26 protein-coding genes are annotated in these 26903 nt (G+C 39.5%); 16 read left to right on the plus strand and 10 right to left on the minus strand.

The genetic code is table 11. From position 1 onward, the window contains the following. Positions 1 to 3 precede the first annotated feature (3 nt). The 15 genes from LFX25_RS20640 (at position 4) to LFX25_RS20710 (ending at position 17680) form a co-directional block, all read left to right on the plus strand. Complete coding sequence (locus tag LFX25_RS20640; protein ID WP_238732136.1) at positions 4 to 4518, plus strand: LPD1 domain-containing protein; 4515 nt, start codon at positions 4 to 6, stop codon at positions 4516 to 4518. Positions 4519 to 4699: 181 nt separating this feature from the next. Then, positions 4700 to 5089 (plus strand): hypothetical protein, encoded by a 390-nt coding sequence (locus LFX25_RS20645; protein ID WP_238732137.1) that lies wholly within the window; start codon positions 4700 to 4702, stop codon positions 5087 to 5089. Between the two features lie 456 nt (positions 5090 to 5545). Beyond that, positions 5546 to 6475 (plus strand): hypothetical protein, encoded by a 930-nt coding sequence (locus LFX25_RS20650; RefSeq protein WP_135779655.1) that lies wholly within the window; start codon positions 5546 to 5548, stop codon positions 6473 to 6475. Then, complete coding sequence (locus LFX25_RS20655; RefSeq protein WP_238732138.1) at positions 6472 to 7293, plus strand: hypothetical protein; 822 nt, start codon at positions 6472 to 6474, stop codon at positions 7291 to 7293. Before LFX25_RS20650 ends, LFX25_RS20655 begins: the two co-directional genes overlap by 4 nt. Beyond that, positions 7274 to 8722, plus strand: coding sequence for a capsid protein (locus tag LFX25_RS20660; RefSeq protein WP_238732139.1), 1449 nt, complete (start codon positions 7274 to 7276; stop codon positions 8720 to 8722). The genes LFX25_RS20655 and LFX25_RS20660 overlap by 20 nt, the downstream gene beginning before the upstream one ends. 63 nt (positions 8723 to 8785) lie before the next feature. Beyond that, on the plus strand, positions 8786 to 9532 hold the full coding sequence (locus LFX25_RS20665; protein WP_238732140.1) for a hypothetical protein: 747 nt from the start codon (positions 8786 to 8788) through the stop codon (positions 9530 to 9532). Between the two features lie 73 nt (positions 9533 to 9605). Continuing rightward, positions 9606 to 10391, plus strand: coding sequence for a hypothetical protein (locus tag LFX25_RS20670; protein WP_238732141.1), 786 nt, complete (start codon positions 9606 to 9608; stop codon positions 10389 to 10391). Continuing rightward, the gene (locus tag LFX25_RS20675; RefSeq protein ID WP_238732142.1) at positions 10378 to 10605 is read left to right on the plus strand and encodes a hypothetical protein; all 228 of its coding nucleotides are present in this window, start codon (positions 10378 to 10380) and stop codon (positions 10603 to 10605) included. The genes LFX25_RS20670 and LFX25_RS20675 overlap by 14 nt, the downstream gene beginning before the upstream one ends. After that, on the plus strand, positions 10586 to 12394 hold the full coding sequence (locus LFX25_RS20680) for a hypothetical protein (RefSeq protein ID WP_238732143.1): 1809 nt from the start codon (positions 10586 to 10588) through the stop codon (positions 12392 to 12394). Before LFX25_RS20675 ends, LFX25_RS20680 begins: the two co-directional genes overlap by 20 nt. 2 nt (positions 12395 to 12396) lie before the next feature. Beyond that, on the plus strand, positions 12397 to 12828 hold the full coding sequence (locus LFX25_RS20685; RefSeq protein ID WP_135779663.1) for a hypothetical protein: 432 nt from the start codon (positions 12397 to 12399) through the stop codon (positions 12826 to 12828). 48 nt (positions 12829 to 12876) lie between these two features. Next, positions 12877 to 13524 carry a hypothetical protein gene (locus LFX25_RS20690; protein WP_238732144.1) on the plus strand — a complete coding sequence of 216 codons (648 nt, stop codon included), beginning with the start codon at positions 12877 to 12879 and terminating at the stop codon, positions 13522 to 13524. 53 nt (positions 13525 to 13577) lie between these two features. Next, positions 13578 to 15251, plus strand: coding sequence for a hypothetical protein (locus tag LFX25_RS20695; protein ID WP_238732145.1), 1674 nt, complete (start codon positions 13578 to 13580; stop codon positions 15249 to 15251). A gap of 91 nt (positions 15252 to 15342) precedes the next feature. Further along, positions 15343 to 16083 (plus strand): hypothetical protein, encoded by a 741-nt coding sequence (locus LFX25_RS20700; protein ID WP_238732146.1) that lies wholly within the window; start codon positions 15343 to 15345, stop codon positions 16081 to 16083. Between the two features lie 312 nt (positions 16084 to 16395). Further along, a complete protein-coding gene (locus LFX25_RS20705) occupies positions 16396 to 17043 on the plus strand; it encodes a hypothetical protein (protein ID WP_238732147.1) in 648 nt (215 codons plus the stop codon). Between the two features lie 7 nt (positions 17044 to 17050). Beyond that, positions 17051 to 17680, plus strand: a complete 630-nt coding sequence (locus LFX25_RS20710; RefSeq protein ID WP_238732148.1) for a hypothetical protein — start codon at positions 17051 to 17053, stop codon at positions 17678 to 17680. A 56-nt stretch (positions 17681 to 17736) separates the two neighbouring features. On the opposite strand, the gene LFX25_RS20715 is transcribed toward LFX25_RS20710, so the two are convergent. The 3 genes from LFX25_RS20715 to LFX25_RS20725 form a co-directional block, all read right to left on the minus strand. Beyond that, positions 17737 to 18045: a helix-turn-helix domain-containing protein gene (locus LFX25_RS20715; protein WP_238732149.1), complete on the minus strand. Its 309-nt coding sequence runs from the start codon at positions 18043 to 18045 to the stop codon at positions 17737 to 17739. Continuing rightward, positions 18035 to 18427 carry a type II toxin-antitoxin system RelE/ParE family toxin gene (locus tag LFX25_RS20720; protein ID WP_238732150.1) on the minus strand — a complete coding sequence of 131 codons (393 nt, stop codon included), beginning with the start codon at positions 18425 to 18427 and terminating at the stop codon, positions 18035 to 18037. Before LFX25_RS20720 ends, LFX25_RS20715 begins: the two co-directional genes overlap by 11 nt. Positions 18428 to 18653: 226 nt before the next feature. Further along, positions 18654 to 19037 (minus strand): hypothetical protein, encoded by a 384-nt coding sequence (locus LFX25_RS20725; RefSeq protein ID WP_238732151.1) that lies wholly within the window; start codon positions 19035 to 19037, stop codon positions 18654 to 18656. Positions 19038 to 19254: 217 nt separating this feature from the next. Between LFX25_RS20725 and LFX25_RS20730 the strand changes: the two genes are divergently transcribed. Continuing rightward, entirely contained in the window at positions 19255 to 20112 is an 858-nt protein-coding gene (locus LFX25_RS20730; RefSeq protein ID WP_238732152.1) for a hypothetical protein, read from the plus strand. A 172-nt stretch (positions 20113 to 20284) separates the two neighbouring features. Here LFX25_RS20730 and LFX25_RS20735 read toward each other — a convergent pair whose 3' ends face one another. The 7 genes from LFX25_RS20735 to LFX25_RS20760 form a co-directional block, all read right to left on the minus strand. Beyond that, complete coding sequence (locus tag LFX25_RS20735; RefSeq protein WP_238732153.1) at positions 20285 to 20941, minus strand: hypothetical protein; 657 nt, start codon at positions 20939 to 20941, stop codon at positions 20285 to 20287. Between the two features lie 196 nt (positions 20942 to 21137). Further along, complete coding sequence (locus LFX25_RS20740; protein WP_238732154.1) at positions 21138 to 21830, minus strand: hypothetical protein; 693 nt, start codon at positions 21828 to 21830, stop codon at positions 21138 to 21140. 307 nt (positions 21831 to 22137) lie between these two features. Continuing rightward, positions 22138 to 23148: an AcrVA2 family anti-CRISPR protein gene (locus tag LFX25_RS20745; RefSeq protein ID WP_238732155.1), complete on the minus strand. Its 1011-nt coding sequence runs from the start codon at positions 23146 to 23148 to the stop codon at positions 22138 to 22140. Positions 23149 to 23445: 297 nt separating this feature from the next. Then, positions 23446 to 24162 (minus strand): SOS response-associated peptidase, encoded by a 717-nt coding sequence (locus LFX25_RS20750; RefSeq protein ID WP_238732156.1) that lies wholly within the window; start codon positions 24160 to 24162, stop codon positions 23446 to 23448. Between the two features lie 72 nt (positions 24163 to 24234). Continuing rightward, positions 24235 to 25500: a Y-family DNA polymerase gene (locus LFX25_RS20755; RefSeq protein ID WP_238732157.1), complete on the minus strand. Its 1266-nt coding sequence runs from the start codon at positions 25498 to 25500 to the stop codon at positions 24235 to 24237. After that, positions 25484 to 25936 (minus strand): LexA family protein, encoded by a 453-nt coding sequence (locus tag LFX25_RS21015; protein WP_406600556.1) that lies wholly within the window; start codon positions 25934 to 25936, stop codon positions 25484 to 25486. The genes LFX25_RS20755 and LFX25_RS21015 overlap by 17 nt, the downstream gene beginning before the upstream one ends. 529 nt (positions 25937 to 26465) lie before the next feature. Next, a partial coding sequence (locus tag LFX25_RS20760) for a hypothetical protein (RefSeq protein WP_238732158.1) occupies positions 26466 to 26903 on the minus strand: 438 nt, incomplete at its 5' end.

Consider the following 26903-nt stretch of genomic DNA (forward strand, 5'->3'; position numbering starts at 1 on the left):
GAAATGACCGAAGTAAAAGAAGTCGTTAGGGAAACCTTGCTAATCCTCAAGGGAAAAAAACTCCCTGATGGCGCGCAATCGATACACAAGGATTTATCTGTTTGGAAGAAGTTTGCAAGACACGATCATCCTTGGAGGCAAATCAAAGCCGCTCCAAAGACTCCTTTTCATAGAATACACGCAGAAAAAAAAGAGGATCATTCTTCGCATAGCGCACCTAAAAATGAAAATCATCCAGAAAGTAAGGATGAATTTCATCTTGTTACGGATTCGGTAAAAACTTCAAAAGAACCTGAAAAAGACCAACTCCAACTTTTTACTAATCTTTCACAACCAAAGGTTAATCCAAATCTGAAGCCGGTTTTTACTCCGGGGAAATTACGCAATCTTGGGGAGCTTATAACCGAGATCAAAAATACACTCATCGCCTCCGGTCTTGAGACAAGGGCAAAAGAATTTTTGGATCTTGCTTACAAGGGTGAAAACGACCTGAATAAAATCCTAAATCTTTCCTACCGTTTTGTAAAACTAAACTCAGAGAATGCAAATAAGATCATACGATCCCTTGTTTCTGAAAAAGTAAAAGAAACAAAAAAGACTCTATCCGAGGCAATGCTTGGAAACGACAACGCAAAAGGCGAACATCATGTTCAATCAAATGCACCAAGTTTTTTAAATTCAAACTATCTTTCCGGCGTCGTATCAGAACTACAAAATGAAAGTATTTCTCTTTCAGACAAAAACTTTATTGAGAGAGTAAAAACCTCCCTAGAACGAAAACAAATACCTCTTACTATAAAAACAAAGGTTAATGAAGAGATAACAAAACTCGAAAATAAAGAATCCTCGATTGTTCTTAAAATTCTTCGAACCTATATAAGCGATTCTCTTCTTACATATAACGAAAAAAACAATCCCCAGCCGATTGATGACGACTCTCCGGTCAAAAGGTCGGTAATTTCTTCAAAGTTTAGACTCCTTGCTGATAATATGGAAGAGTCGATCCAGTACAAAGAAAGCCCTCCGATCTCAAGACAGAATCCAACACGAAGACGAGCAGGGATCGCGGCTTCTATGAACGATGATGCTGAACGAATGCGTAGAATACAAGCTGCGCTCTATGGTCTTGCAGGTGAGGTAGAGGAGGGGACTTTACCAGAATATCTAAAACGGATTAAAAGTAAAAAAGATATAGAAGTGATTTTGTCGGTTTCAAAATATCTAGACAGTTATCGAAGAATACCATATTCAAATGATTTGAAACCATTAGATTCTAAAGTCTCTGTTGGGTTTCATAAATTTTTTAGGCATTCCTTTTTTGAAAAGCAAAATTACGAAACTTCAATTCGATCAGATGGCCAGATTTATTGGCATAATTTAGAATGGATTTTGAAGAAAGGTTTAATTTCAAAAAAAGATTACGAAACTATTCTGAATTATACTTTAAAAGACAGAAGATCTGAAAATGAAACGATTTACATTGAAGATCTTAGTAAGGCCGAAGAGCTTAAACGAATTTATAATCTAAAAGACAATATAGAAAATTGTCTATATGCAAAGCGAGCTGATAAGAAATCTAAAAAATCGGTCACTATTAAAGGTGAAAAATACGAACTATTCATTAAAGGAAAAAGCTCTTCAAATAACTATAGCAATAGTTCTCTTAGTATGCTTCGTCTTGGATTGGACACCTACGAGAAAATCCAATCAGCAGGAAAACATTTACAAGGACTCATTGATAAAAATACAGGGCGCGGCCCAGATCCGAAATTAAGAGAAATCAAAAAACTTGAAAATGAGCTTATCGGAAGTAAGATCCCAGGATTTTTTCCAACACCGAAACCATTAGCTCAAAGACTAGTTCAAGAAGCTGAAATCTCTCCAGGAATGGAAGTCTTAGAGCCTTCCGCCGGAAAGGGTGATTTATCAGAAACCATCTTGGATTCAAGTGGTATAAAACCCGACACAATCGAATATTACGGTCCTTTACGTGAGATTTTACAAAAGAAAGAATTCAATCTTGTCGGTCAGGATTTTCTCGAATTCAAAGATAAACAATATGACCGAATCATTATGAATCCTCCCTTCGAAAAGGGGCAGGATGCAATTCATGTTCAACATGCGTATGCTCTATTGAAACCCGGTGGCCGTCTCGTAAGTATCATGTCCGAGGGGCCGTTTTTCCGGGGAGATTCAAAATCAAAACAATTTAGAGATTGGCTGGATAAGATGGGAGGAGAATCGGAACCCCTCCCTGAAGGCTCATTTTTAGGAAGTGAAGCGTTTCGCCAAACGGGAGTCAATACTCGAATAGTAATACTTGATAAACCGAAAGAAAGAACATCTACCGAATCTTCAAACTCTCATACAGAAGGTTTTACTCAAGAAAATCCAAACGCAAGATCGGAAGCAATGCGTGGAAATGACAACGCAAAAGGAGAGCATGATACAATTCGGTCTGAAGTAACCGATGTCCTACCAAATCTTGAAAGAACTAAAACGCAAGATTCGCAAAGAATTCAAACGATCGTCAAAGAATCAAAAAAGTTAAGTGAGCATAATAACGTTCAATCGTTTCTTGATTCTAAGGAAAAAAATAAAGAATATAAAGACGTAAATAAAAGAGTTCCAGGTTCTCGTAAAGAATTAGCCGCAATTTCAAAACTCATAAAAATATCAGACCTTGAAAAACTCGATCCAGTCACGGCAGAACGTGTTGTTAAAAAAGAAAGAGTTCTACCTCCATTTGAATATACGGAATACAAAAATAAAGGCGAGGACGGCGGACTCGTTTTTCTAAAATCAAAAATATACGAATCCATTGCGTCAAAGCCCGCCGATTCCGAAGCCGCGAGAAAAGAATATGTGGAATTATTGAATAAAGTTCTCAGTCCAATTCTAAAATCTAAATCGACTCAAGAAATCTTAGACTACGCAAACTCATTTTCACGGAATACGCTTCACAATAAATATGGAACAATTATCTTTTCACAAATTGAAACGTATAAAGAAGAGATTTCTAAACCTAATTTATCCACTGAATCTTTAAATGAAATCACCAAGAATTACAAGGATAGTGTCGGAAAAATTGTTCCTGGAATTGAAACTATTTTTGATAAGATTCAGCGCGGTGAAGTTAAAGAATTATATCAAATCAAAAGAGAGATATATCCTCTATTAAACAAATACTATTATACTAGCATTTATGATGAGAATTTAAGAGTTTTACCAAGCGTTTTTGGAGATAGGCTATTTAATATTTTGCATCGAAGCACTTCAGCGGGTTCCGAAGTTTGGAACAAAGCCGTTCTTTATAACCCGCTCGATGAACAGACGGCTTCTAAGTTATTTAACGATAATCTTGAGAAATTGAAAATAGAAAAAATTGTAAGAATAGAAAGTTTCAAAAAAGCCTATCCAACATTTGAAGATTTTAAATCTGAAATGGGATTTTATAGCGAAGAAAAAGCTAAAAAAATATACGAAGAAAGTACGACTCTAAAGAATTTACCTACTCGAGAAGAATGGTCCAATAATCCTCTTTATAAAGTAAGGGAGTCTGATTGGTCTTGGGCGGAGAAGAAGAATTCAAGTAGTAGAAAAGAAAATCCAAATAAGAATATTTTAAAACGATCCCCTCTCGGAGTTATCATACGACAAAACGGAAGATCCGTTAAATCCGATGAAATATCCAGCAAAGCACTGACTGAAAATTGGGGATTTGGTTCCGTACAATTTGGACACTATATGAATGATATAGCGTCAAAAGACCATATCACTCGATTTGTATCCTCTCTCAAGGATCTTGAAGACTGTTTAGAAATTGATCTAAAAAAGGCTATTGAAAAAGGACATCTCAGTCTTGCTTTCGGGGCGCGAGGTAAACCAGGACAAGCCGCGAGCTACGAATCTGGTTATAAAATTATAAATATTACGAAAACGAAAGGGGACGGGTCGGTCGCTCACGAATTCTGTCACTTTTTCGATCATATCTGTACTGGTATCGATAGGAATCGATCCGATACTCATTATATTTCAATCAATCCATCTGGAGCGTTTGAGAAAACCGTTAGAAAAATCAATAACGTAATTAAAAGAAATCCGAATGGGGAATTCTCTGACTTTTACAAAAACGGTCACACGCTTGGGAAAAAAGATTTCAAAAAACCGAATGAATACTTTGCTCGCGCCTTTGAAGCGTATGTTCAAGATAAGCTTGAAAAAAGAAATATGATAAATACCTACTTAGTCGCACCGAACAAAGTCACAGATGATGTACACCCTATTTTAGCTCACGAATACAATATGAAATACCCACAAGGAGAGGAGCGAACCCGAATTTTCGAGGCATTCGATGATTTCATAAGTGTGTTTAAAAGTGAGTTTCAATTCGCAAAGCCTTTTGACGTAAATGCGCCTAGAATATCTTCGATTCAAGAAAACTTGGATACGATTAGCGATATTGTAAAAGAGAAGAAAAAGAAATCTCCGATTCCGCTTTTAATTGAAGAATCTTGAGAATATGAAAAATTATGAAATCTTTAAAGGGATCTTTCTGTATACACTTTGTTCCAGTCTTCTTTTCTGGTTCTCACTCGGATTTATTTCGCGTGTGTTGTATGACACTTTTTGTTTTGTTCGATCGATGTTTTTTGAATCAGGACACGACGAGAATCCGAATCAAGTTTCGAAAATCTAAGTGCCGACCTTTCTCGGGCCGTTTTCCTTCGATGAATTTCTTGAGAATGCTATCTTGAAGAATCTTTTTGTCTCAGAAACGGAGATCGATTTTTCAAACCCGCTCGGCAGTTATAACCTTGGGGAAGTTTTAGGGATCAATTCATTGGTATCTCATATCGTTGTAAAGGTCATACTTCCTTTTGACGGAAATCCGGTATTAACGATAGGAGATACGACGAGTGTGGATAAGTGGTTTGACGAGGGAGGAGTGGATTTGTCAGAGATTGGAGTATTTTTTGGGGTTGTTTTGGACAGAATCGAATCCACGACACAGGCAAAAATCTATTGGAATCCAAAATTTAGTTCAAAAGGAAAGGCTAAAATATTTTTGTTCTCAAGTTCTGTTTAACGTTCAAAATCTGTAATTCTAATTGAAAATTAGCCTATTTCATTTGTTTTAGATAAGAGTCCTACATTTCAAATGGAAGAAAAAAGAATTTATAAAATATTCTACATGGGTCTACCGATGCGAGGATGGATCGGTAAGGACGGGAAGTGGGTTCTCCAGGGTTGTTTTGCACATTTCGTAAAATATCTGAAAGTTTCAGAACAAGGTTGGATGATTATCATTTATGAATGTAGTTATATCCGAGTCCTTTTCAAATTTCTTAGAGGCGACTTCGCAGTAAAAGAGGACGTCAGAGAAATTCCTCAGCCTAAATTCAAGTTTGTATTAAAATTAAATCTCGATTATCAATTCCAAACTGCCTTTATCAGTATTATTTTCTTACTTCACACACTTCTAAACTAATCATTTTATCATTTTAATTCTCCGATCGCGTTAAAGCGACTATGCGTAGTCTCCATGCAAGAGACTACCTTTTTACATCCATTTCAAATCCTAAAAGCAAGTCCCGAAGACAGGACAGGTGCAATAAAGATTTTAGTTAAGGCTTCTTCCGAAAGAAGAGACAAACAAGGTGAGGTCATCCTTAAATCTGCGTATGCGGATATGAACATGCGAAGTCAGTTCACTTCGCAAGGATACTTCGACTACAACCACCTCACCGACCTAATCGACAAGGAGATCCGCGATCTAAAAAAAGAGGGAACGCTTACCGGAACCGTGCTCGTTGCTTTGCAAGACGCTAAAACAAAAGCAATTATCGGCGGCCCGGAACAAATTGGACTCAAAGACGATTTTCCAACATCACTTGGAATCAAAGAAGACGGACTCTATATCCAAGGAAGACTCATTCCAGGTAACAGTTTCGCGGAAGAGATAAAAAAAGGATTACAGGCAGGTTTTAACGGCTGGGGAGCTTCGGTTTCAGGTTTTGCAAGTCCACAAGACTATCAAGGGAAGACAATTCGAAAGATTGAACTAAAAAAATGTGCGATCGCTCCTCTCCAAGAAGTAATCAATCCAGATACCTCTGTTCAACTGATTAAAGGAGCCGTGTTTCTAAGAGACATTGAAAAGTCTGAACTCATCGGAGTCACGGTTTCACCAACTGAGTCTACCAATCAAGAAAATATAGAACTCGATCGTCTTTCTCGTATTGAAAGAAAACTTGCGTTCCTTACAAGGCTCTTTCAATCAGATCCAATTGCACAAGACCGTTTTGTCGATTTAATTTTTACCGATATTGAAGATCGCATAGTAAATCAGGGCATGGAGTGTCGTTCATCTCTGATTCGTTCTATTCTTTCTTCGGAATATAGTATCGAAGGAGAAGACCTAGAAAATCTAACCGACGCACTCTTTTTAAAATTGAGCGGGGAAAGATTATGATTTCGGAAGCGATAGAAAGGCTAAGGTCGCGGATTGCGTCAAAGCCTTTAAAGAAGTCTGGAGAGCCAGGATCACCAGATCTTCAGTCTTTAGCATCGAAGGTTACGACGTTACTGGATTCAGGAAGCGTTTTGCCGGAGACAGATAAGGTAAAAGAGTGGGCGGTTTCACAAGGGGTTTCTGATTCAGAGGCCGGATCATTTGCGGAAGATGTGATAAACGCGTACTTCGATGATTCGGACGATGAAGACGAAGAGGTAAACAAATCAGAACTCGGTTCGGAAAAAGACAACGACGAGGAAGAAGAGGAGGGCGAGGACAAAGAGAGTAAGGAGAAAAAGAAAAAAGAGAAGGAAAAAAAGAAGAAAGAAGAAGAGGAAAAAGAGAAAGAAATTGAAAAAGCAAAACTTGAATTCTTCAAAGAGTTTAAAAACACATTAGAGATTCTTAAATCCGGTCAAGAGACTCTTGCCGCCGCAATCGAACATCTTCTCGATCGAGCTGAGGAAACAGAGGAACTTTCAAACTCCGTTCAAAAACTTAAATCAGAAATCGGAACCTTAGCTGTAAACCCGAAGACTGAGAAAAATCCAGTTACGAAATCATCTCCGAATGGTAGTTCAGGTGTAATATCTGGAATCGTCTCCGGTGCTGACCGAGAAAAGGTAAGTAATCAAATAATCAAAGGCATTGAGTTAGGAAAATGCCAACTCGAAGACGTGGCGTACTTCGAGTCTACTTGGAAACTGTCTGACCGCGCCCAAGCATTCCTTAACGAATATAAGGAAGTGTTAAAAAGTGGGTCCACACAGCTTTGAACAACTAGTAGAAATTAAAAAAGCATTTGAGGCAAACACCGCACAAAACGGAGCCTCACCCTTTATCGACTTCAATTCTTCGGGTGCTGTTCTCTCGATGCAATCACTTGACAAAGTTTTTGTCGCAACGGTTTCGACTGACAAGGACTTCAAGTTTCTAAAAGAAACTCCAAGAAGAAACATCAATCAGGTCATTGCGGAATACAATCGAAACAAGTCACACGGTGGCGGTTGGTACAACTCTTCGTATATTGGTCAGTCCGACGAACCGACATACAGAGACGCGGTATTCGAAAGACTTTACAACGAAGTCAACTATATCGCGGAAGGCTTCTCATACAACAAAGTCGTAGATACGGTAAATAATTCTCAAGATCCAGAACTAGCACAGTCAAACGCCGCGCTTAAAAGAGGTATGGAGTCTCAGATGCGCCGGATTTGGTTTGGGAAAAAAGATCTAAACAAACTCGAACAGGACGGTTTTGAAACTCAGATTAAAGCGTTAGGGAAAGATTATTTTACGGATTGTCGCGGATCACTGCCTGCGGTCGATCAGATGAAATACTATTCCTCTCAAATTCGTACGCGTCACTTCGGTCTTACCAATTATGCTAAAATGCACCCGGCTACCAAAGCTCTTTACGACCAAACCTATGATCGTTCAGGCAACGGAATTGTAATTCAGAATAACAACCAGACTCCGGGTTCTACAACGATGTCGAACGTCGTGAGTGGGGTCGCTGATTCCAACGCAAAAGACGGGGTTATCTTTTTTGACGATGACATTTGGATGGATCGTCACGAATGGGGAGTGCCTCTAAGAAGAGATCAATACGGTCATTGGGTAGAAGGTCCGACCTCCGATACACAATCACCGGCGATGCCTTCGTTTAACATTTCTGTACTGAATTCAGTTCCTGGTTCTTTGTTCACAGGTTCCTATGTCGGTGATTACAAATACAGAGTTTGTGCGGGGGATCTAAAGAACTGGTCGGGCGCAAGTTCAGCACAAAGTATTTCGATTCCTTTAAACGGAGCATCCGAACTCACCATAACTCCGGGCGTGGGTGGGGTTCCTGAGACGCGTTACGCGATCTTTAGAGAAACAGGACCAAACTCCGGGCTTATCCGTTACATGAGAGAGGTGAAGAAAAATACTTCGGGTCCGACGACGATCGTTCAGGATCTTAACGAAGATCTTCCCGGAACAACGATTATGGTCATGGGAGACTTTAACTCAAAGTCCTCCTCAGATGATACGAGAACTTTGATTCTTTCCGAACTTCTTGGATTTACAAAAACTCTTTTTCCTTACGGTGCAGGGGGAGTGGTACGTTCCCGTCTTGGAGTCGTTGAGAATTACAGCGTTCTTCAGATTTTAGCGGAAGAGAAATTTAGGGTTTTCACTAACGTTCCTGTGAGAATCTAATCATAAATTCTTTCACTCATGAATCTACATTTCGGGGATGAGTTTTCGTCCCCCTCTTTTTAGATGAGCAGTTTCGAACAGCTCTTTGAAAAAGGGAAGTTTCCCGATACAAAAAGGGTACTTCACCAAATTGCGACTTCGGCTAAAGAATCGCTCATCCAAAAAACACTCGCCGCGAAACCTGCATGGTGGGGCCGGATGGCGATGTCGAACAAGGCCGGTGGGGGAGGTGGGATACTACTCGGAAGAATTCCGGGTGGCTACAAGGTTTATCATCCGAATAAAGGAAAATACAATTACCTTGCCACTTTAGAACGAGGGAGAGGGCGTTACGACATGCGTCCTTCACTTCTCGGAGGAAGTCGCGCACGTACGGGTGAGAATGGACCCTACGTCATTGTTCCGATTCGAAAAAATGAAAATGGTACGCCTGTTAGCCCTAAAAACAATTTAATCAATTCAGCGATTATAAAGATCGGGACGTTTAAAGAAGAAAACGCCCACGGTCAAATGGTAACCAGAAACAAATACAAGTATAGAATTGATCCGGGAATGACCGGACGCGGTAACGCATTTGTCGCGGAACAAAAATACAAAAATGGAAATGTGAAACGCTCTTACTTGAAGTTCGTCGTAGTAAATCAATTCAGTAAAAACTTCTTTCAACCCGCAATCCCCGCTCAAAAGATTTTTGCTAGTGTAAAAGAAGACGTAAACAAAGCCTTAAAATCTAAGATTCTAAGAAGTGCTGTTGCCTCCGATTCTAAGGCTTTGATACTGGATCTTTTAAAGAAAAGAAAGAGAACCTAGGATAAACTAAAATATCTGGTTTAAAGAATTATCAAAATCCGATTTTGGAATCTTTGGATTATTCTTACTTTCTATGGACATGAGCCTTAGAGAAGAAAGCGTCCGGCGAGATGACGGACGGGACAAAGGAGCGATCCTTTTCACGTATCCCGCTCCTCCCGAGGACAGCGTAGTAAGCTTTTTTCGGGATTGTCTTCCGCTCACAGGAATTTCGAAACGAAATTTGGATGTTCCGGTAGAACACGGACACCCGCTATTCCAGGAAGGAATCTCGACAAAGGGTACGAATACAAAATTTCCAAAGATCGGGATTGAATGTTCTTCGGAAAGACACACTCAGTTTTTGGGACTGAATGATCTGCATTTTCAAAACTCGGATGAGTTTTTGAAGTATCTGGAAAAGATTTCGCAGTTACCTGAAAGTCAAAGACTTGCAAGTAAAGCATTCCTTGATAAATTCTCGCGGAATAAATTCTTCCAACAGCTTCAATTTAACGTTGAATCCGATGTGATTGTCACTGGATTTGCAACCGGGAACGCAGGTAGAAACACGAATAAGTTTTTGTATGACGCCTCCCTCGCGGTGACTCTCCTTCTTGCAAATGATCTTCCGATCCTTTATCCGGGACTTACGGTTTTCTTACCCGAGGACACGGAACCTAATCTTTCAACGACTGACTTTTCGGAACCTTTTTGGGGCTTTGAAATCAAGGTAAGACTTGTTCAAACCAAATCGATTTTTCGAACAAAACCTTCCTGGTTATTTCCCGATATGAAGTCTTTCGATGTATTCCTAAATAAAAGCCGAACAGAGTTTCAAGGCTTTGATTTAGGTGATAGAAGACTTGAAAGAAGATGAACTTCAGTTTCAGAAATTAAAAGCGGATCCAAAAAATCTTTCTAAACCAAACGCAATTCCAAGCCCAGACGAGTTTCTTTTAAAAAAAGAAAAAGAACAGGGTACTGCCATTTCTCCCCGCTTCCGGGAGAGATTCAAAACGGAGCTAAAAGCAATCGCTAACAGACCTATTGAAGAGGTTTGGAGGGGGTTGTTTGGGGACAAGGGACGTTGAATTTCTCGGAAGAGGGTACATTCAGCCGGGCGCGCGAGGCGCGTTTCGTACTAAATCACAAAGTGCGGGTATATCACCCGATCTTAATACACTCGTTCTAATCGGTCCGGCTGACAACGGATTCGATGCGAACGATTTAACTCAAGAAACTTCTAAACGAATCCTTGAGTTTAGCGGAGCCGACGAAGCCAGATCTGTTCTTTACTCCGGAGATTTAGCGGATGCGGTAGTTAACGCTTTTTCTCCTTCGAAGGACTCAAGGTTTTCCTCGGGTCCGCAGACGATTAAAGCCCTAAACGTTGCGCCTAACGTGAGAGCTAGCTTTACCGCAAACACAGTCCTTGCGGGAACGACTGCGATCGTAAGGGGGGTCATTCCCGGACCGCGCGGAAATCAGATACGTTTTCGCGTAACGAGTGGGGGAACCATTCTCCAGGTTGGGGACGCCGATGGTATCCAAACCTCGACTCCACTCGAAGCAAGTGAGCTTCGAATACGTTACGTCGGTGACGCTGGAAACGCATCTCTCTCTTTTGATGGGACAGACATAAGGGTTACACTTTCAGGTTCCGCGCCGACGGATGGTTCGGCGGACCTTGCAGTTCCTGTTAAAGACTACCAAACCTTACAAGAGGTTGTCGGCTTTGTTTCGAGTAGAAACGGATACGAAATCACTCTTCTTTCCTCGCCGGACAAAAAGACTTCCACACTCGATCACATAAACATCAGCGAAAACGTAGACGTCAAAACTTCCGCAATAGTTTTAAAGAGTCTTCTCTTTCAACAAGAATTATTCTTTCTCGGAAACAGTCTTGCTGAGATTAAGTCGGGTCCCGTTCGTAAGCCGCTTGCGGATATGGCTTCGTTTGCTTATCTTTCCGGTGGAAGCACAGGAGTCGCAACGCCTCAAGCGTATCTTGATGCGATCGATACCGTTTTTGATACGGAGATTTGCAAAGGTTTTTATGTAAACGTTTGTACTTCACTTCCAAGTGTAGTTCTTTACCTCGCTGATAAACTCGCACACGCAAACTCACCCGAGGGCGCGGACGAAAGATTCGGTGGTGCTGGTCTTGATCTTACGAGATCAGTCGATCAAAGAATCGACGACATTAAGGCGACAAACTCCGAGTTTTTAGTACTCGGTTTCTCCCCCTTAACTCGTTACGCATCCGATCGGATCACTTTGAAAACGTATCCGGGTTGGATGTTGTCCGTTCTTCACAACGCGATTAAAGCCGGTGCTAACGTTCGTGAAACTGTCACCTACAAAGACCTGAATATTGTCGATGCACCCGAGAAGCTTACTAAAACCCAAATCAAGAAAGTTCTTCGCGCAGGCGGCCTTGTCATTACAAGAAAGCCTAACGGCGGACCCTTTAAGCTTGAGTTTGCCGTTACTAGTTTCCAAAACCAGAACCTTATCAAAAACCAAGCCTCGACTATCTGCACGGCTCTTGCTCTTGTAAAAGATTTTAGAGAGTGGCTTGATTCTACTTTCATCGGTGAGGTTCCGACAGACCCTTCCGCGTTAGGTTCCAACTTAACGGACGCGGACATTCGAACCGCAGTCATACAACGTTTTCGTAATGTGTATGTCGCGCAGTTCGGTTGGCTTACGCGCAACATCTACACGGGAGAACCAGCGTTCCGCGAGGACTTCGATATACGCCGCGACGGAGACGTAATCTACTTTGTCTTCCCGGACGGTAAGATCGTAACCCCGATCAACTACATGTTTTTCCTGATAAACCTCGATGTCGTGCGCGGCGCGAGTAACGGGGGTTAAGCGTGGCAAAATCCGCAAGACCAAACCCCGAGGTACTAACAGGAAATGACGCGATCGTAAAAATTAACGGGCAAGCCGTAGGTTTTATGAAATCTCTTCGTGTGAATATCAATAACCACCAGGAGAGAATTCAAGCTATCGGTACAAGAAAACCGAAAGGACTAAAATCCCTCGATTGGCAGGGAACCGCGTCGGGTGAGTTTCATATTCTTAAAACCGCTCTTGAAGGTGTTGTCGTGATCGATACCTATCACGACGAACACGCAGACGACCTCTACGATATTCTCGTTATCGACAAGATTTCCGGGAAACGCGTTGGACTTCTTACGGGGGCAGTGAACACGGAAGGATTCGGAATTTCTAACAACGAACTTTCTGCGCGCGAGATTGAATTCGAACTCGTTGATTGGGAACCTATGGAGGCGTTTAACTAACCTCAATCAAGTTTTCCGATTCTCGTGTATTCGGTTTAGTATTATTGTATGAGAATTTTAGATCCGAATACACGAGTTACATTGATAGCAAAATACGAAGGAGAGACATACAAGTTCGAAGCAGATATCGCTGATCCTTCCGTAGAAATCGACATTGATATAGCGATCGCAAGACGTCTTAACGGTGCATATTTAGAATCCATCCGCAATTACACCTATGGTTATATCCGTGCAACCACAACTCTTAACCACGTTATCAAAGAAATCCCTGAGAACTTTCCCTATCCTGATCTTGAGAACTTCGAACGAATCAGGGACAAAGAGTTTGTGATTCACCTCTTTAAAGAATATGAAAAGAAAGAAGACTGTTTTCGATCAGAGTTAAAAAAAAATCGGGACTCTCGACGCGCTTTCAAACGAGGAGAACCTTTACGATCTTCTTCTTATGACGAAATATCAGATTCTGCCGAGAGGAGTGAAACACCTCGGGAACCTATTTCTAGAACAGAAACGATTCCTGGTCGAAGCGATAGCGAGAGTGGATCAAGAGAGGCTACTTCGGAGAATCAATCTTCTTTCTCAAAGAAGTCAGGTGAAGAAAACACATCCCGACAAATTCCTAACGGATATATCCCCGACTCTAAAAACTATCCTGGAAACAGAAGCCGGGTATTCAAAAGAGATGCTGGAACGTGAGGCGGAACTCAAGAAAAAAGAAATTCTCAACCGAATTGATTCCGAGTTAAAAAATGTCTAGTGAACATATTGAGATAATAGTTCACGCGGAACCTGATTTCAAAGGCGTCGACAAAGAACTCGATCGAATTGCAAAAAAAGCCAAGAAGAACGTAAAGATTCCAGACTCTTCCGGTGGAGGCGGAAATGGCGGAAAGGATAAGTCTTGGAATTCTAAGAACTTTAAAAAACGTTTTAAAGAGTCCGCTTCAAAATATCATTCCGGGAGTGCGGCCGCAAACAAGATCGGAGCAGACGGCTCTGACCTTGATGAGACTCAGCACGGTGGCTACTATAATACTCTTGATAAAAAAATTTCTGCGGCTAAGGACTTTTTCGCTAAGAAGAAAAAGAAAAACGGAAATGGCGAAGAAGATACAGGTGAGAGTCCCACACAAGGGCTTACGAACCCAAGTTCCGCAAAACAGTTCTCGATTCAAAAAGCAGAACTTAAAATTCAATCTGCAAACCTCGACAAAGGAGGTCTTGGAAACCTTCCTGGAAGTGGGGGAGGAAGCAGTACTGACGGCAGTTCCGTAAAAGGACAGACGATGTCCTCGGCGGCGGGCGCGCTTCCCGTTGTAGGGGCAGTATTCGCGGTTGCAGGTGGAATTCTAAAAACAATTTCTGCAATTGGCGAGCAGTATCACGCCGCTATGCAATCGCAGTCCGCGACGATAGGAGCGACTGGAGGTTATCTCGGAGGTGGCAGAGGTTATTTTTCTAATGCCGAACTCGCGCAAGCGAACGTTATGCGCGGTCGCATCACCGGCGATTCAGTTTTCGGAAAAGGAAACCAAATTGATTCCGATACGATTCAGTTTGCGTCTTCCCAAGGAAAAGGGATTTCAGAGGTTGTTCGCGAGCTCGAAACGATCAGAAAAGAATCGAAAAACGCAAGTCTTGGATACTTGCGAGGTGGTGCGAATGCTACTGGTTTCGGTGAGCTACGCCAATCCGAGTATATTTCAAAACTTGCAAGTATCTCTGAGGGGCTTCGTTCGAAAGGCTACTCCGGAGATATTTCAGACTATGCGAAGTTCTCAGCGGGACTCGGTCACGGGGACGGATCCAAAATGGACCCTACCCGAAAAATGGTTCTTGCAGAACAGCTTTCCGATCAGGGAAGAAGTGGGGCGTTTGGCGGAGGCATTTTCGGTTCTCTCTCTATGGCGGAATCCTTGAAAGCAAACGGAGGCGACGTCTTCAAAGCAATCCGCGATTCAGAAAAAAATCCCGGAAAGTATATGACCTCCGCTCTTTCTGGTCTTGACGGGAATACACGCGGGATCATTCAGAAAATGTCCGGCGGAAGCTTCTCGGAAATGTCGGATATGAAGTTCGGGTACAAGGGTTTTGGGAATGATAACTCTCCCATTAAGGCGGGCTACAACAAGGGGTTAGAACTTGATAACCTGAAAAAAGAGACATTTGCGACCGACGTCGGCGCGGAAGCGGCCCAGGTCGGATATGATTTGAACAAGGGAATGATCGATCTTTTCAAGGAAAACAAGGAGGCAATGAGGGGTCTGACTCAAGTAGTAGGGGGAATTGAGAAGGCAGTTCTTCCGGTAGTTTCAACAGGGATTTCCATGATTGTAAGCGATTTGCAAACGATAACTGGAATGTTTAAGGATATGGCGAAGTTTTTTTCGAACCCGAGTGGGATGTTGATTAGGTCAAAGTAAAATTTTTAAAAATATATGGAGCAGAAGAAGCAAAATCGGTTCAATACCTTTATTGACTTTACACCCATTTTGCCGATAATAGTCAAGAATCATGAATTTCAGAATAGAAAATAGCCAATTAGCCGTTTTTTTTCCAAAAATTCCGAATATAAGAAGAATGGTATTTGATCTAGAGGAGTTACTTAACAACCGTTTTGTAACACCCTTTACGATGATTCAAGTACCAGATGAAGCTCCAGAAGAAATTCCAAGAATTCAAGCGGCATCCATTAACAATCATACCCACCTAAGTGTTGCTCAATCTAATATCAGCTTAATAACAAATTTTGATAATGGGTGGGAATCTGATTGGAAAAAGTGTTTTGAATACCTCCATGGTAATCAGAGCCTCTTGTTTAAGATCGCCGATCATCTATCTCAAAATTCATTCTTATATTGCGGATTAACCGTTACGCTATTTTTTCCTTTCCCAAATCAAAAAAGTGTAATGGAGCATATTAACAAAGTTCTTTTCCCAGAAAAAAAATTTGACAATCTACACGAATTTAATTTTAGATTTGTTCATAAGCTAAACAATGAATTCTTTATAAATTACGCATATTCTTCAACCATAAAGTATCTTTTAGATTCCAGCGTAATGAATCCAATTCCTGCATATTTAACACCAATTGAATATGGACTTACAATTAATATTGATATTAATGATAGATTCGGTTCAAATTTCATTAGAGGCTACCGTTCAAATATTGAGACTAGCATTAAATTGTTAGAATATATGGATAATGTAATTTCTAATAAGCTTGATTCATTGTTTAATAAAGGGGAGGCGTAAAATGAGCTTCGTCAACGCGTTTATTCTTGCTACCACAATCGAAGCTAATCAAGGAAGAGGGAAGCGGAGCGATTATACGAAGACTCAAATATTTGCAATCCCCGTCCATAGAAATGATCCGAAATATTTCATTAACAATCTTTGTCAAACAATGCCTGATGAAAATTACTCATTTTCAAAAGGAAACCAATTAATTCCCTTTATTGACATTGAACCACGACCAATGAGGGATCTTGATAAGGATGAACAGAACTTATACGATAATTATATAGAATCGAAAAAAACGATCATTAAAAAATCTGTATTATAATTATGACGTTTTGGAATTTTACTTCACAGCCAAGTATAAATTTAGAATTTATTAATCTATTCAAAAAAGCATTCCCTAATACAGAACCCGGACAAGTTCTAACTCTCGACGAAATGCTCAAACAATTCCGAAAGAGAGAACTCACCATTAAAGGATTTTCCGCTAAATTCGAAGAGCGCATAAATATTCAAATCACCAAAGATCCGCACCCTGTATTAATGCAAGGTGATATTATAGATGGAATACCAATTTTAATTTTAGATAACAATGGCAATCTTTCTGAGTTAAGGACTCCTTCTGTGATAATTTCTGCTTCATGCGATTGCGAAAATGATAGCTTAATTATTTTCGCAGGTTGTTATCCATTTTCTGAAGTAAAAAATCATGTAAAAAGTGAGAAAGATTTATTTGATAATTTATATTATAAATTCTTTACTTTCGCCAATAGCTCGGACGATTCAAAATCCTTAGTCGCTGACTTCACAAAAGTATCCAGCTTCTCGAAAACTTTAATAGAAGAAAGAATAAGAGAAGGAAAAATAAATAAAATAGCCTCCTTAACTCAGCTAGGTTATTACTATTTCATTACAAAACTATATATCCATTTCTTAAGAGTAGAGAACCAAACCGCTTTAGACTTTAGAAAGTAAAGGAAACATGAAAGAAAAATGCTATAAATGCGATGAAATTGAAACATCAAGGGAGCATGTACCAGCTAAATCTTTTTTTCCACCTGATAAAAGAATCGATTTAATTACTGTGCCATCTTGTGACCTTCATAACAATGCGAAGTCAATGGATGACGAATATGTAAGAAATCTCTTAACTATCAATGCTGGAGTAAATGATACAGGATATAAATTAAGTGAGTCAAAGGTAATAGCTTCTTTCAAAAGAAGCAGATTTTTTTTATCCACAGTTTTCAAGAATGCAAAAGATATATTTTATAAAGGTGAATTAACAAAATCTATAAAAATCGATCAGGAGCGGTTAACAGAATACTTTATAGGTGTCGGATATGCTCTTTATAGACATGAATTTAAAAAGAACTTTGTAGGAAATTGGTATGTTCATACAGATTTCCAAAGCAAGGACGAAACGACTTCATCATCTTTAAAATCTTGGGAATTAGATAATAGAATAAAACTTCGAAGCTATAATTTTCCGGCGAGCTCCACAAAAAATCCTGAAATTTTTCAATATTCATACATCGAGAAAAATAACGAAATTTATTTTAAACTTATTTATTATGAAAATGCTTGCGTCTACTTATGTACTATTTCTTGAATACTAAGTTTGATTTTCAAACAAGAAGACAGAACATACATTCAAGGAAGTTAGGGTTACACATGGACTTTCGGAACATGGTAGAGTTCTTTTTTGCCTTTTTTGAATACTATTTCGGCCCCGAGTGCTTCAATTACACTTATCAAGCTATTGAAAGTAGGGTTGTCTCTTTTTCCTGACTTAATATCTTGAATTACGGTTGGGGATAGATTGGTCTTTTCCGCAAGCTCTCGCACAGATATATGTTCTTGTTCCATAAGTTCGCTTATCATTTCAGAAAGATAAAACTCGTTATACTTCTTTTCGAAAGATTTTCGCCTTTGAGGGTCTTGCATAATTCTGTCGAAAGTAGATTTACTTTTCATAATATGTTCCTGCATCAATCCTTTCTAAATAATCTTTCCGAAACGCTTTCGCTCTATCTTTTTCATGTGCGGGCAATTTATCTTGTCTCTTTAGAAATCCATTCGTGACTATTATTTTCTTACCCACGGAGAAAAAACAAAGGAATCTATTCGGTTTCGGCTTAAAGGCGAAAATCTTATCACCTTCATTTCGGAACTTTTGTTCGTTAAATATCTTTCCGGAATCTCCCATTTTCTTAACGAGTACAAGAAAGTCATCTTGCTCGTCGATTGTAAGGCTCTCAAAGAATTCCATAGATATGGACTTTGAGTTTTTATCAAAGTACCACTCGATCGAAAAAGCCGGACCTTTATAGATGAGATACTCTGAGGTCTCCTTCATTTTCACTGTAACAATATAATGTTACACCTGCTTTGTCAAACTTGAAAGGTAATAAAAAGTAAAATAAAGTAAAAATACGATAATTCAGCTTGAAAGGGCGATCGGGGATAAAATACTAAATTTATATTTGCTTATTATATGACTACCGATAATGTGAATTCTGTCGCATTAGAATTATGTCTCATTTTGAGAGAAGAAATGATGATTATCGGAAGTGAATGATGCGTCATTCAGGTTCAATGAATTTTTGGGTTTTGATTTCCGGTGGGAGCCGCGCGATTTTAAGTAAAAAGTCCGCTACTCCTTCTACATCATCAATGGAGAATCGTTTACTAATCTCTTCAACGCCGTTGGTTAGTTCCAGCATCAAGTCTTGCAAAGTTGTAAAATCTTCGGACTTCTCGATACTTAATTCAATATAATTATTCTGACTGACCTTTAGGAAATCGTCAGAAGGCTTTATCACGGAAGCCACATATCCATTTAGAAAACAAAACTTATTTCGAGTAAAGAGATGATCGCTTTGGTCTAATGCGCGAACCAATAGTTTTCCAAGTTCTTCCGAAATCGAAGTTAGTGGAGCTTTCGCTAAATTAGTAGACTCTTCCATAATTTACCTGATAGATTAAAGTATTGCTAATATAACTTTTATGTCAATGATTGTTCGTGCGTATGTATACCAATGCTTTCATTTCGAGTCAAAACCTAACGATTCGAAAAAATAGAGACTATTCTCCTTAGTTATTATTTTCTAATTAGATATAAACAAATATTCTCGGACAAGCTTATAAGTTTTGTTCGAATATTTAAAATCGGAGTCTAATGAAATGGAAATTGTTGAGTGTCAAAGACTTTATTATTCAGCTTTATACGATTTTGCATATTTGGAGAAGCATTTTTTCAAATCCTCTGAATATCGTCCTGGCTTTTCGGTGCGTTGGAATATTGTTGAAAATGGAGTTCCTGATACTATCACGGATACTGTTCCGATGCCGGACTTATTTCATCATCTTCAATTCAGTCATTCCTTCATTGAGAAGTTTTTGAAATACTATATCGCTGTAACTGATCGCACTGTAACCTTGAACCAAATTCTCGACTTCAAACATAACCTCCCTTCGCTTCTAAAACGTTTAAACGAAATAGTTCCTGATTGGAATGTTGACATGGTGAAAAGTGAAAGGGATGTATTGCTTACGATCTCACAGATACATTTTCCCAAGCTAAGATATGTCAAGCCGCAACCTCAAACCTTTACTGTAAATTTTCGATCTTTGCGTGATTTGCTAATACATCTTTTTGAATATCTAAAACGTATTCGATTCGAAAATACTTCCTCTATTTCCCAAGAGCAACAAGACAATAATAAAGTTGGGCGTATATTCGGGTACGTAGAAAGAAAGGTCGCTCCTGAGCGTTTTGAAAATGCACGTTTTGATGAAATTCTTAGGACAGAGAATCTCTCGTCATCCAATAGAGAGTTAATTAGAAATTCTTATCTAATTTCTGGTTCGGAGGTTCGATTGCAAGTTGATGAAAATAATTCAGATCTAATTATTGCTCTTGAAGCGGCCGGAGTTGTGTTTTGGGACTTTTGGCAAATTCGTTTTGAAATTACATATTACACAATATCTACGTGTCTTTGCTTCGTATTATTATACAGTTTAAGTAAAAAGCAGGTATAAAAGAACTAATAGAAAATAATTCATAAAGTCTCCTTTAGGTCAACAACAGATAATTCTGCATGGGTTCAATATACCTTCCGTTAATGTATGTTCTGTCGCATAAAGTATATATACACGGTTGTAGGAGCGCGATTTTCCATAAATAAAAATTGAGAAAGATTCCAAGCGTTAGTTAGGCGAAGTTATTGCGACTGTTTCCTTCACGTCGATCGATTTTAATAATTTTCTTACGGTTATCAGCAATTAGACGTTGAAGTCGACGCATGTAGCGCCCCCGATAGTGGATACGAGCGACGATGATTGTTACGGCGAAGAAAAGGACAGCAAAAGTGTGCGCTACGATAATTTCAACGGAAGGACTTTTTAAATCAAACCAGCCACAATGAACAAAGAAGCTCCCGATGATAAGAGCGACCAAACAAGCGCCAAGTGAGTGCAAGTAGGCACCGATCCCACGGAGCCAGTGATTCATTGAGGCAGGCGTTTGTGAGTCGATGAAGTACCAGATGGAAGATGATGTGCTTTCAACATGGTCACGATTTTTTAATGGACTCGTCCAAGTATAAGTACGACCCGGAATTTCGTAAAGCGTATGAACCTCTGCGATTTGCATAAAATGTTTTTCGAAAGGAATGTGATAAATGGAGAAATAAATAATGAAGAGTGGAATTCCGAGGGGAATGGACAACAAGAGAAGGCTACCAAGAATGGTCGCGAGATCTTTCGTGACTACATTTGGCAATGTTGGCGGTATCCAAGGACCAATGGTTAACAGTAGAACGGATCCAGGAATCAGGTAGCGAAAGAAGGATTGAATATCTGTAGGCATATGTTTTTCTTAGTCCCATTAATTTCGAATAACAAACAAAGTATTACGACGTTTCTCGAGTTCGCAAGCACTTATGCGAGACTTGCCCTGCAAGGCGAGTGACAAAGCGAAATGTTGTAAAACCCGAAGCTAGAGTCGCGTTAGCGATCTCGAACGGAGCGAGGAGACGAAGTTAGACGCCGTAAGCAACTTTTATTTATTGCTTATTCTCTTTATCATTCATTCTTCGTTTATGACGTAAATTCCATAATTTTCCTTCAGCCTTTAACTTTGTTGCGACTTCGTAACCAATGCTCGTCAATGTTGCATCCTTATACTCACCTTCACCTGAAAGGTGAACTAACCCTGCTTGCACAAGTTCATTGATATCGGCTATAAAAGAAGGATCACTTTTCCATGATTCTACAATCTCACCCCAACCGTCTTTGTGCATAAATAATTCAGATATAGACCTACTTTTATAAAATCGACCGGATAGTTGCGCTATTTCTGAATTCCTCAGAATTTCAAGTACTTCCTTCTCATTATTTTTAGAGACTGAAGGTATCTTTGAAGCCAATTCTTCTGCTAACTTTTTAAATTGGTCTTCTAAGTCTACAGCAACAACGGTGTTATCAGATGAATATTTCTTTTCTAAATATTTAGAATAAAATTCATCTTCTTGCATTTCTGGTCTAAACTTCGTCTGCAACAAAAATAGACTAACGATAAAAACCGGAACATTTACAACTGCCGCAATAGATAACATCGCTGGAATCCAATTCGGCTCATGAATAAGTGACGCACTTGCTAAAAAACTAGCATTAACAACGGTCAAACCAGTTAGCCAGGCTGCCAGTAACTGAATAGGTCTCGTTATTCTATGTGGTTCAATGTTTCTATCTGTCATATGATATCTTTATTATATAACGGTTTTATTTGCTTAGTAATGATAATTTTCAAACTGCTTATGGCGTCTAACTCATTTTTATTGTAATTCGCCTAAACAATAAACTTGGAGAAATATACGAATATCATTAAGTTCTAACTAACATAAGACGAGGCGCCTATTGATTTCAAGAAAAAAGACTCTCGTCCTACCCTTTTTTTATTTAATTTACACGGAGTTTACCCCTACCCCAATTCCGATAATATGTAATTCTGTCCCGATCCACTCTCACTTCTTCATCCAAATTGGTCCCCGTCCGGAATTGATTTTAATTCTTTCCAATATCCATTTTCACAGGAATTGGCGACAACCATCGGACTATCAAGTTACGCTCTTCTCCGTTTCCTACCCAAAAGTGATGCCAGTGAGCTCGCCTAATATGTGGGGTCTTTTTTCCATCGCTGGCGTTTTTAGATTTCTCTAAATTTCGATACTCTCTTAGTTGCCTACTGATCTCAACTCCTACGTCCCAAACTACCGCGCTTGAAGTTTCTTGAAAATCCTCTGGATTTTTTTCGTTTCCTCTTTTTCTAAAATTCTCATGCGAGAAGGAGCCTTTATATTCCGCGTCCTCTGAGCAGAGATAAAGAACGTACGGGAGTAATTTTTTAAAATCTTCAATATATTGCGATTCAATTAGCTTGGAATATTTGGCTTCATTTCCATCATTCAAGGTTAGGTATTTTAGATTGCCCCTTATACCTTCTTTCATTTTTTCGAAGGACTCCTCAAAAGTTTCTGTTTCTAATCTGAAAGAAAGCAATTGCGGTAAATGATTCTTTAACACTATAACAATTTTGAATTCTTCCGAAATTCCATTAAAATCAAAATGGGCAAAAAATCCAAATGCGTTGAATTCGTTTTCTTCGGGCAGTTCGACGTAAATTGACCACTGAGGCAATCGCTTCAAAATTTCGACCGGAACCTTATCTGGAAATTTAGAATCTGATAACTCTTCGAAGATTTCTGGACTGAAACGATATATTCCTTTTGTGAAACTCCAAGGAATGAGCGCGGTCAACATGCTCGTAAATGCAATTTTATCTGGATACTTTGGATCGTTCTTGTCCGGAATTCCTTTAAATACGAGTGGGAGAAATGATGGAAACGGAGCAAAAACGCTGTCAGACCAATTCGGAAGGGCTTTTCCTTTTTGTTCTAAAGTTTGTTTTGTATATTCTTTCCAATTTGGGAATTGTATTTTCATTGCATCCCATAGCATTTCCGGTCCGGACTTTTTCTTAATTGATTTACGATTCGAACGTCTTAAAGATTTCATTCCCACCCCTCATAGTTCGGGACTCATAATTGACATCCCTCTTCCATTAAGTCTACAAAAAATATGGAATTTTAAAGGCTTGAATCCGATCTCAAATTTGAGAGCCTTTCCCCCTTTCCAGCTCTTTAAAATTATCCATTCCGATTCATAATAATTATGAAAATCTTATTAAATTTTGTCGTAAAAGTATATTGTAAAGTATTTATTTAACGAATTAGAATACCTTTAAGTAGAACTTTCCTTTTGTATTAGATTTATCGATACGCATACTTTTCATTCTCACTCTGCGAGCTCTTTCTAAAAAAGTTCTTGTTGTTTCAATTCTTCGTATTCGACTTTTTTAAGTATATCTTCTTCAAACTCATCACCAGGTCGGAATTTTCGGATTGTATAGAATTCTACGTTTTCTTCGGGATAAATTTGAAGAAGAGGTTCTATATCATGTTTACTTTTTAGGGCTGGATCGATCCATGTGTCTTCTAATTCGCGCGGAAGTATAAGCGGCATTCGTGTATGAATCTGAGAGAATTTTTTATTGGGTGGTGTCGTAAGCATAGAGTATCTTTTTAACACTTCCTTGGTTTCGGGATTCGTCCACTCTTCCCAAATCCCCGCTAAACAAAAAATCTCTTCGTGTTGTAAATACACTCTATACGGATATGATTTCTTTCGGACTTCTTGGCTGTCATAGAATCCTGTCGAAGGTATAAGGCATCTTCGTTCTAAAATTGCTTCGCGAAAAGAAGGCAGTTCAAATATCGTTTCCGACTTTGCGTTTAATGTCCTATTTTGCATTAGTTTTGCTTGCTCAACACTCTTCACCCATTTCGGAATTAACCCCCATCCAGCATATAAAAATGAATTTTCAACTCCCCGCGTTACTACAGGTCGCGGTTTGTGTTCAAATCCATTTTCGTGAAAGACTGGACGAAAATCCGGTTGTTCAATAAGGCCTGCGCTAAATCGATTAGAAAGTTTCTGCGCCGATGCAGTTAGCGAGTTATGATAGCACATTGGACTTACTGTATTAGGCTTCTTTGATTTTTCAAAATATTTTTTTTGTCCACACGTGAAAATCCTTTGTTCTTACCCCGCTCGAATCTCAAGAATCTCTTTCCAATTCGTAGTATAACGTGGTGACCTATTGGCTTGCCGGAGGGACCAAGCGTTTTGTTTGGTCGCGACCGCGAGTTTCACTTTTTCTTTTCCGAACTTCACATTGATTTTATCGATCGTATTCGAGATTTCTTCGTCGCGCATCCGGTTAAAGTCACTGAATAAGTCGTCTTGCCGGTCTATATCTGTGGTGATCCGATCAAGAATGATCCCGGCTTTTTTGTATTGGAGACCTGGTCTATAAATTCTCCTGAGACCGAAAAGAGCGAAACGAACGATCTTAATCGTATCCTGCATTTGTACGGGCAACGGGACTTCAGTGTTGCACGCATACTGTTCTAGATCCGGACGGTGCTGGTTCGTATGAACGAAAACCCGGATTAGGTTTGTGTATCCATTTTGATTTCTTAGGTTATACGCTGCTCGCGTCGCGAAGGTCGCGACCGCTCCTTCCAAGGATTCCAAAGAATCACGCATCGAACTGAAACTACGAGCGATTCCGATCGTTTTTTTCGCGGGGTCCACGGTTACGAGTGTCGAACACTCGATCGCATTGAGTTCGTAAGCAATCCGCGCGCCTACAACGGTCAGGTGTTTACGAATCCAATGTTTATTCGCACGCGAAAATTCCCAAGCGTTTGTTATTCCAACCGCTTCGAGTTTTCGAGCATACGCGGGACCGATTCCCCAAATGTCCGCGACCGCAACTTGTTTTAACGCCTCAATTCGTTTTTCTTCAGAATCTATGATGTAGATACCGCGATACTCCTCCTTTTTTTTTGCGAGGTGATTCGCAAGTTTCGCGAGTGTCTTCGTTGGTCCAATTCCGACTGAAACCGGAATTCCGGTGTATTTGGGAATTCTTTGAAAGATATTGTTTGCAACCTCTGGAAGTTTTTCATTTTGAAATCCGGAAAATCCGAGGAATGCTTCATCGATTGAGTAGACCTCGACGTGCGGAGAAAAATTTCTAAGAAGGTTCATAACGCGTCTTGACATATCGCCGTATAACGCGTAGTTCGAAGAGAACGCCTCGATTTCTTTTACGGCGAAATAATCCTTTCGAAGAAAGGCAGGTTCACCCATTTTGATTCCAAGTTCTTTCGCTTCCTTGCTTCTCGAAATCACACATCCGTCGTTGTTGGAAAGGACAACTACCGGCCGCGTCCGGAGCTCCGGACGGAATACACGTTCACACGAACAGTAAAACGAATTGCAGTCAACGAGGCCGTACACCTCTCCCCCTTAACAAATTATGACAGCTCCAAGAAACAACACCCCAGAGTAAAAATTCATTCTCGTTTGTGATCGGAATCGGAGGAAATTGCTGGTTGGCAGAAACGAGCATCCGTTTTCGTCCTTCTATTCGCAGGATCTTCGTTAAAAAACTTCCGTCAAGCGTGCAAACAACAACACTTCCGTTGAGTGCCTCCTCGGACTTATCCACTACGATCAAATCACCGTTTCGAACGAAGACATCTTTCATCGAGTCTCCGAGAACTCTTCCAAGAAAACTGGAATCAGGATTCGGTATGAGCAATTCCAGAGGGTTTAAGACCCTTTCGATGTATTCGTCGGCGGGCGACGGGAATCCGGCCCGTACCGGAGTTATAAGACTGAATTCATTTTTTTTCTTGGAATTAAATTCAGTATGATTAGTAAAAAAATTCACATATACACATTAGTTTACTATACAAACGTTGTCAATTCGGGAATCAAATTAGATCGCTAAACTTTTCGTTTTTTTTCGCAGTTTGGAGAACATAATTTAAGGTATTGCTTTCTGACGATTATTGAAATACGATTTTACTGCAGCAACAGTGTTAATATATACTTCAAGAAAGGTTATAGATACAAATAAATGGAATTATGCTTTCAGAGCTCAAGAATGAAGCGACACGACAATCACATTTCTTTTACCAAGAGGGTTCAGACATACTCACAAAGCCGTCGTTGCTATCAACGAAAGATTCAGTTCCGAAAAAGTTCGAACTGCGGTGACGGGAATCGGCCCGCGATCGTGGAAAATCATAATTGCCAGAATCTCAAAAAGCCCACTTCATAATCGGAAGGATCTTCCCTTATTTTAAATCTAAAATGCTATGAATGACAACGAATTATTGAGTCTATCCAATCATCTTTGCCATAAACAAGGTTTTGAACCTTAAAATTTAATTCGAAATTAAATTCAAAAGGTCTTTTTATTTGTTTCCCCATAACTGTTGCTTTAACATGAATAACAGAATCTTCAGTAGCACCGATAATAAAAGGATCTTCTGACCATTTTTTTTCACCAGGCAAAAGCATTTTAAAATTGGAAGTAATTGAATAGGTAGAGGTGCGTTTTTCAACGTAAAGACTACCATCATCGTCGAATAATCAATCATTACATTATCTAAATCCGAAAATCGAGCAGGTTGCCTAGGATAATCAGAGAAATCATAAATATAGAATTTATTCGAAACCGCAATATTCATTGAAATCGAGATACTTGAAATTGGAACTTCACTCGTATTTTCTATAAAAATCCAGAATCGCACACATTCTTTTTCGGCCATAGTAAATTTAATAACATTTCTGTAAAATTCATCAACGCTATAAAAAGAAGGAATGAAAGAAACTGGATTCGGATCAAAGGA

It is taken from the genome of Leptospira sanjuanensis (assembly GCF_022267325.1).
Taxonomy (GTDB): domain Bacteria; phylum Spirochaetota; class Leptospiria; order Leptospirales; family Leptospiraceae; genus Leptospira; species Leptospira sanjuanensis.

Excerpts from the sequence above, each read along its gene's own strand:
- LFX25_RS20640 (WP_238732136.1), top strand. The coding sequence starts at position 4 with ATGACCGAAGTAAAAGAAGTCGTTAGGGAAACCTTGCTAATCCTCAAG.
- LFX25_RS20650 (WP_135779655.1), top strand. The coding sequence starts at position 5,546 with ATGCAAGAGACTACCTTTTTACATCCATTTCAAATCCTAAAAGCAAGT.
- LFX25_RS20655 (WP_238732138.1), top strand. The coding sequence starts at position 6,472 with ATGATTTCGGAAGCGATAGAAAGGCTAAGGTCGCGGATTGCGTCAAAG.
- LFX25_RS20665 (WP_238732140.1), top strand. The coding sequence starts at position 8,786 with ATGAGCAGTTTCGAACAGCTCTTTGAAAAAGGGAAGTTTCCCGATACA.
- LFX25_RS20670 (WP_238732141.1), top strand. The coding sequence starts at position 9,606 with ATGGACATGAGCCTTAGAGAAGAAAGCGTCCGGCGAGATGACGGACGG.
- LFX25_RS20690 (WP_238732144.1), top strand. The coding sequence starts at position 12,877 with ATGAGAATTTTAGATCCGAATACACGAGTTACATTGATAGCAAAATAC.
- LFX25_RS20695 (WP_238732145.1), top strand. The coding sequence starts at position 13,578 with ATGTCTAGTGAACATATTGAGATAATAGTTCACGCGGAACCTGATTTC.
- LFX25_RS20700 (WP_238732146.1), top strand. The coding sequence starts at position 15,343 with ATGAATTTCAGAATAGAAAATAGCCAATTAGCCGTTTTTTTTCCAAAA.
- LFX25_RS20705 (WP_238732147.1), top strand. The coding sequence starts at position 16,396 with ATGACGTTTTGGAATTTTACTTCACAGCCAAGTATAAATTTAGAATTT.
- LFX25_RS20710 (WP_238732148.1), top strand. The coding sequence starts at position 17,051 with ATGAAAGAAAAATGCTATAAATGCGATGAAATTGAAACATCAAGGGAG.
- LFX25_RS20715 (WP_238732149.1), bottom strand. The coding sequence starts at position 18,045 with ATGAAAAGTAAATCTACTTTCGACAGAATTATGCAAGACCCTCAAAGG.
- LFX25_RS20720 (WP_238732150.1), bottom strand. The coding sequence starts at position 18,427 with ATGAAGGAGACCTCAGAGTATCTCATCTATAAAGGTCCGGCTTTTTCG.
- LFX25_RS20725 (WP_238732151.1), bottom strand. The coding sequence starts at position 19,037 with ATGGAAGAGTCTACTAATTTAGCGAAAGCTCCACTAACTTCGATTTCG.
- LFX25_RS20730 (WP_238732152.1), top strand. The coding sequence starts at position 19,255 with ATGGAAATTGTTGAGTGTCAAAGACTTTATTATTCAGCTTTATACGAT.
- LFX25_RS20735 (WP_238732153.1), bottom strand. The coding sequence starts at position 20,941 with ATGCCTACAGATATTCAATCCTTCTTTCGCTACCTGATTCCTGGATCC.
- LFX25_RS20740 (WP_238732154.1), bottom strand. The coding sequence starts at position 21,830 with ATGACAGATAGAAACATTGAACCACATAGAATAACGAGACCTATTCAG.
- LFX25_RS20745 (WP_238732155.1), bottom strand. The coding sequence starts at position 23,148 with ATGAAATCTTTAAGACGTTCGAATCGTAAATCAATTAAGAAAAAGTCC.
- LFX25_RS20750 (WP_238732156.1), bottom strand. The coding sequence starts at position 24,162 with ATGTGCTATCATAACTCGCTAACTGCATCGGCGCAGAAACTTTCTAAT.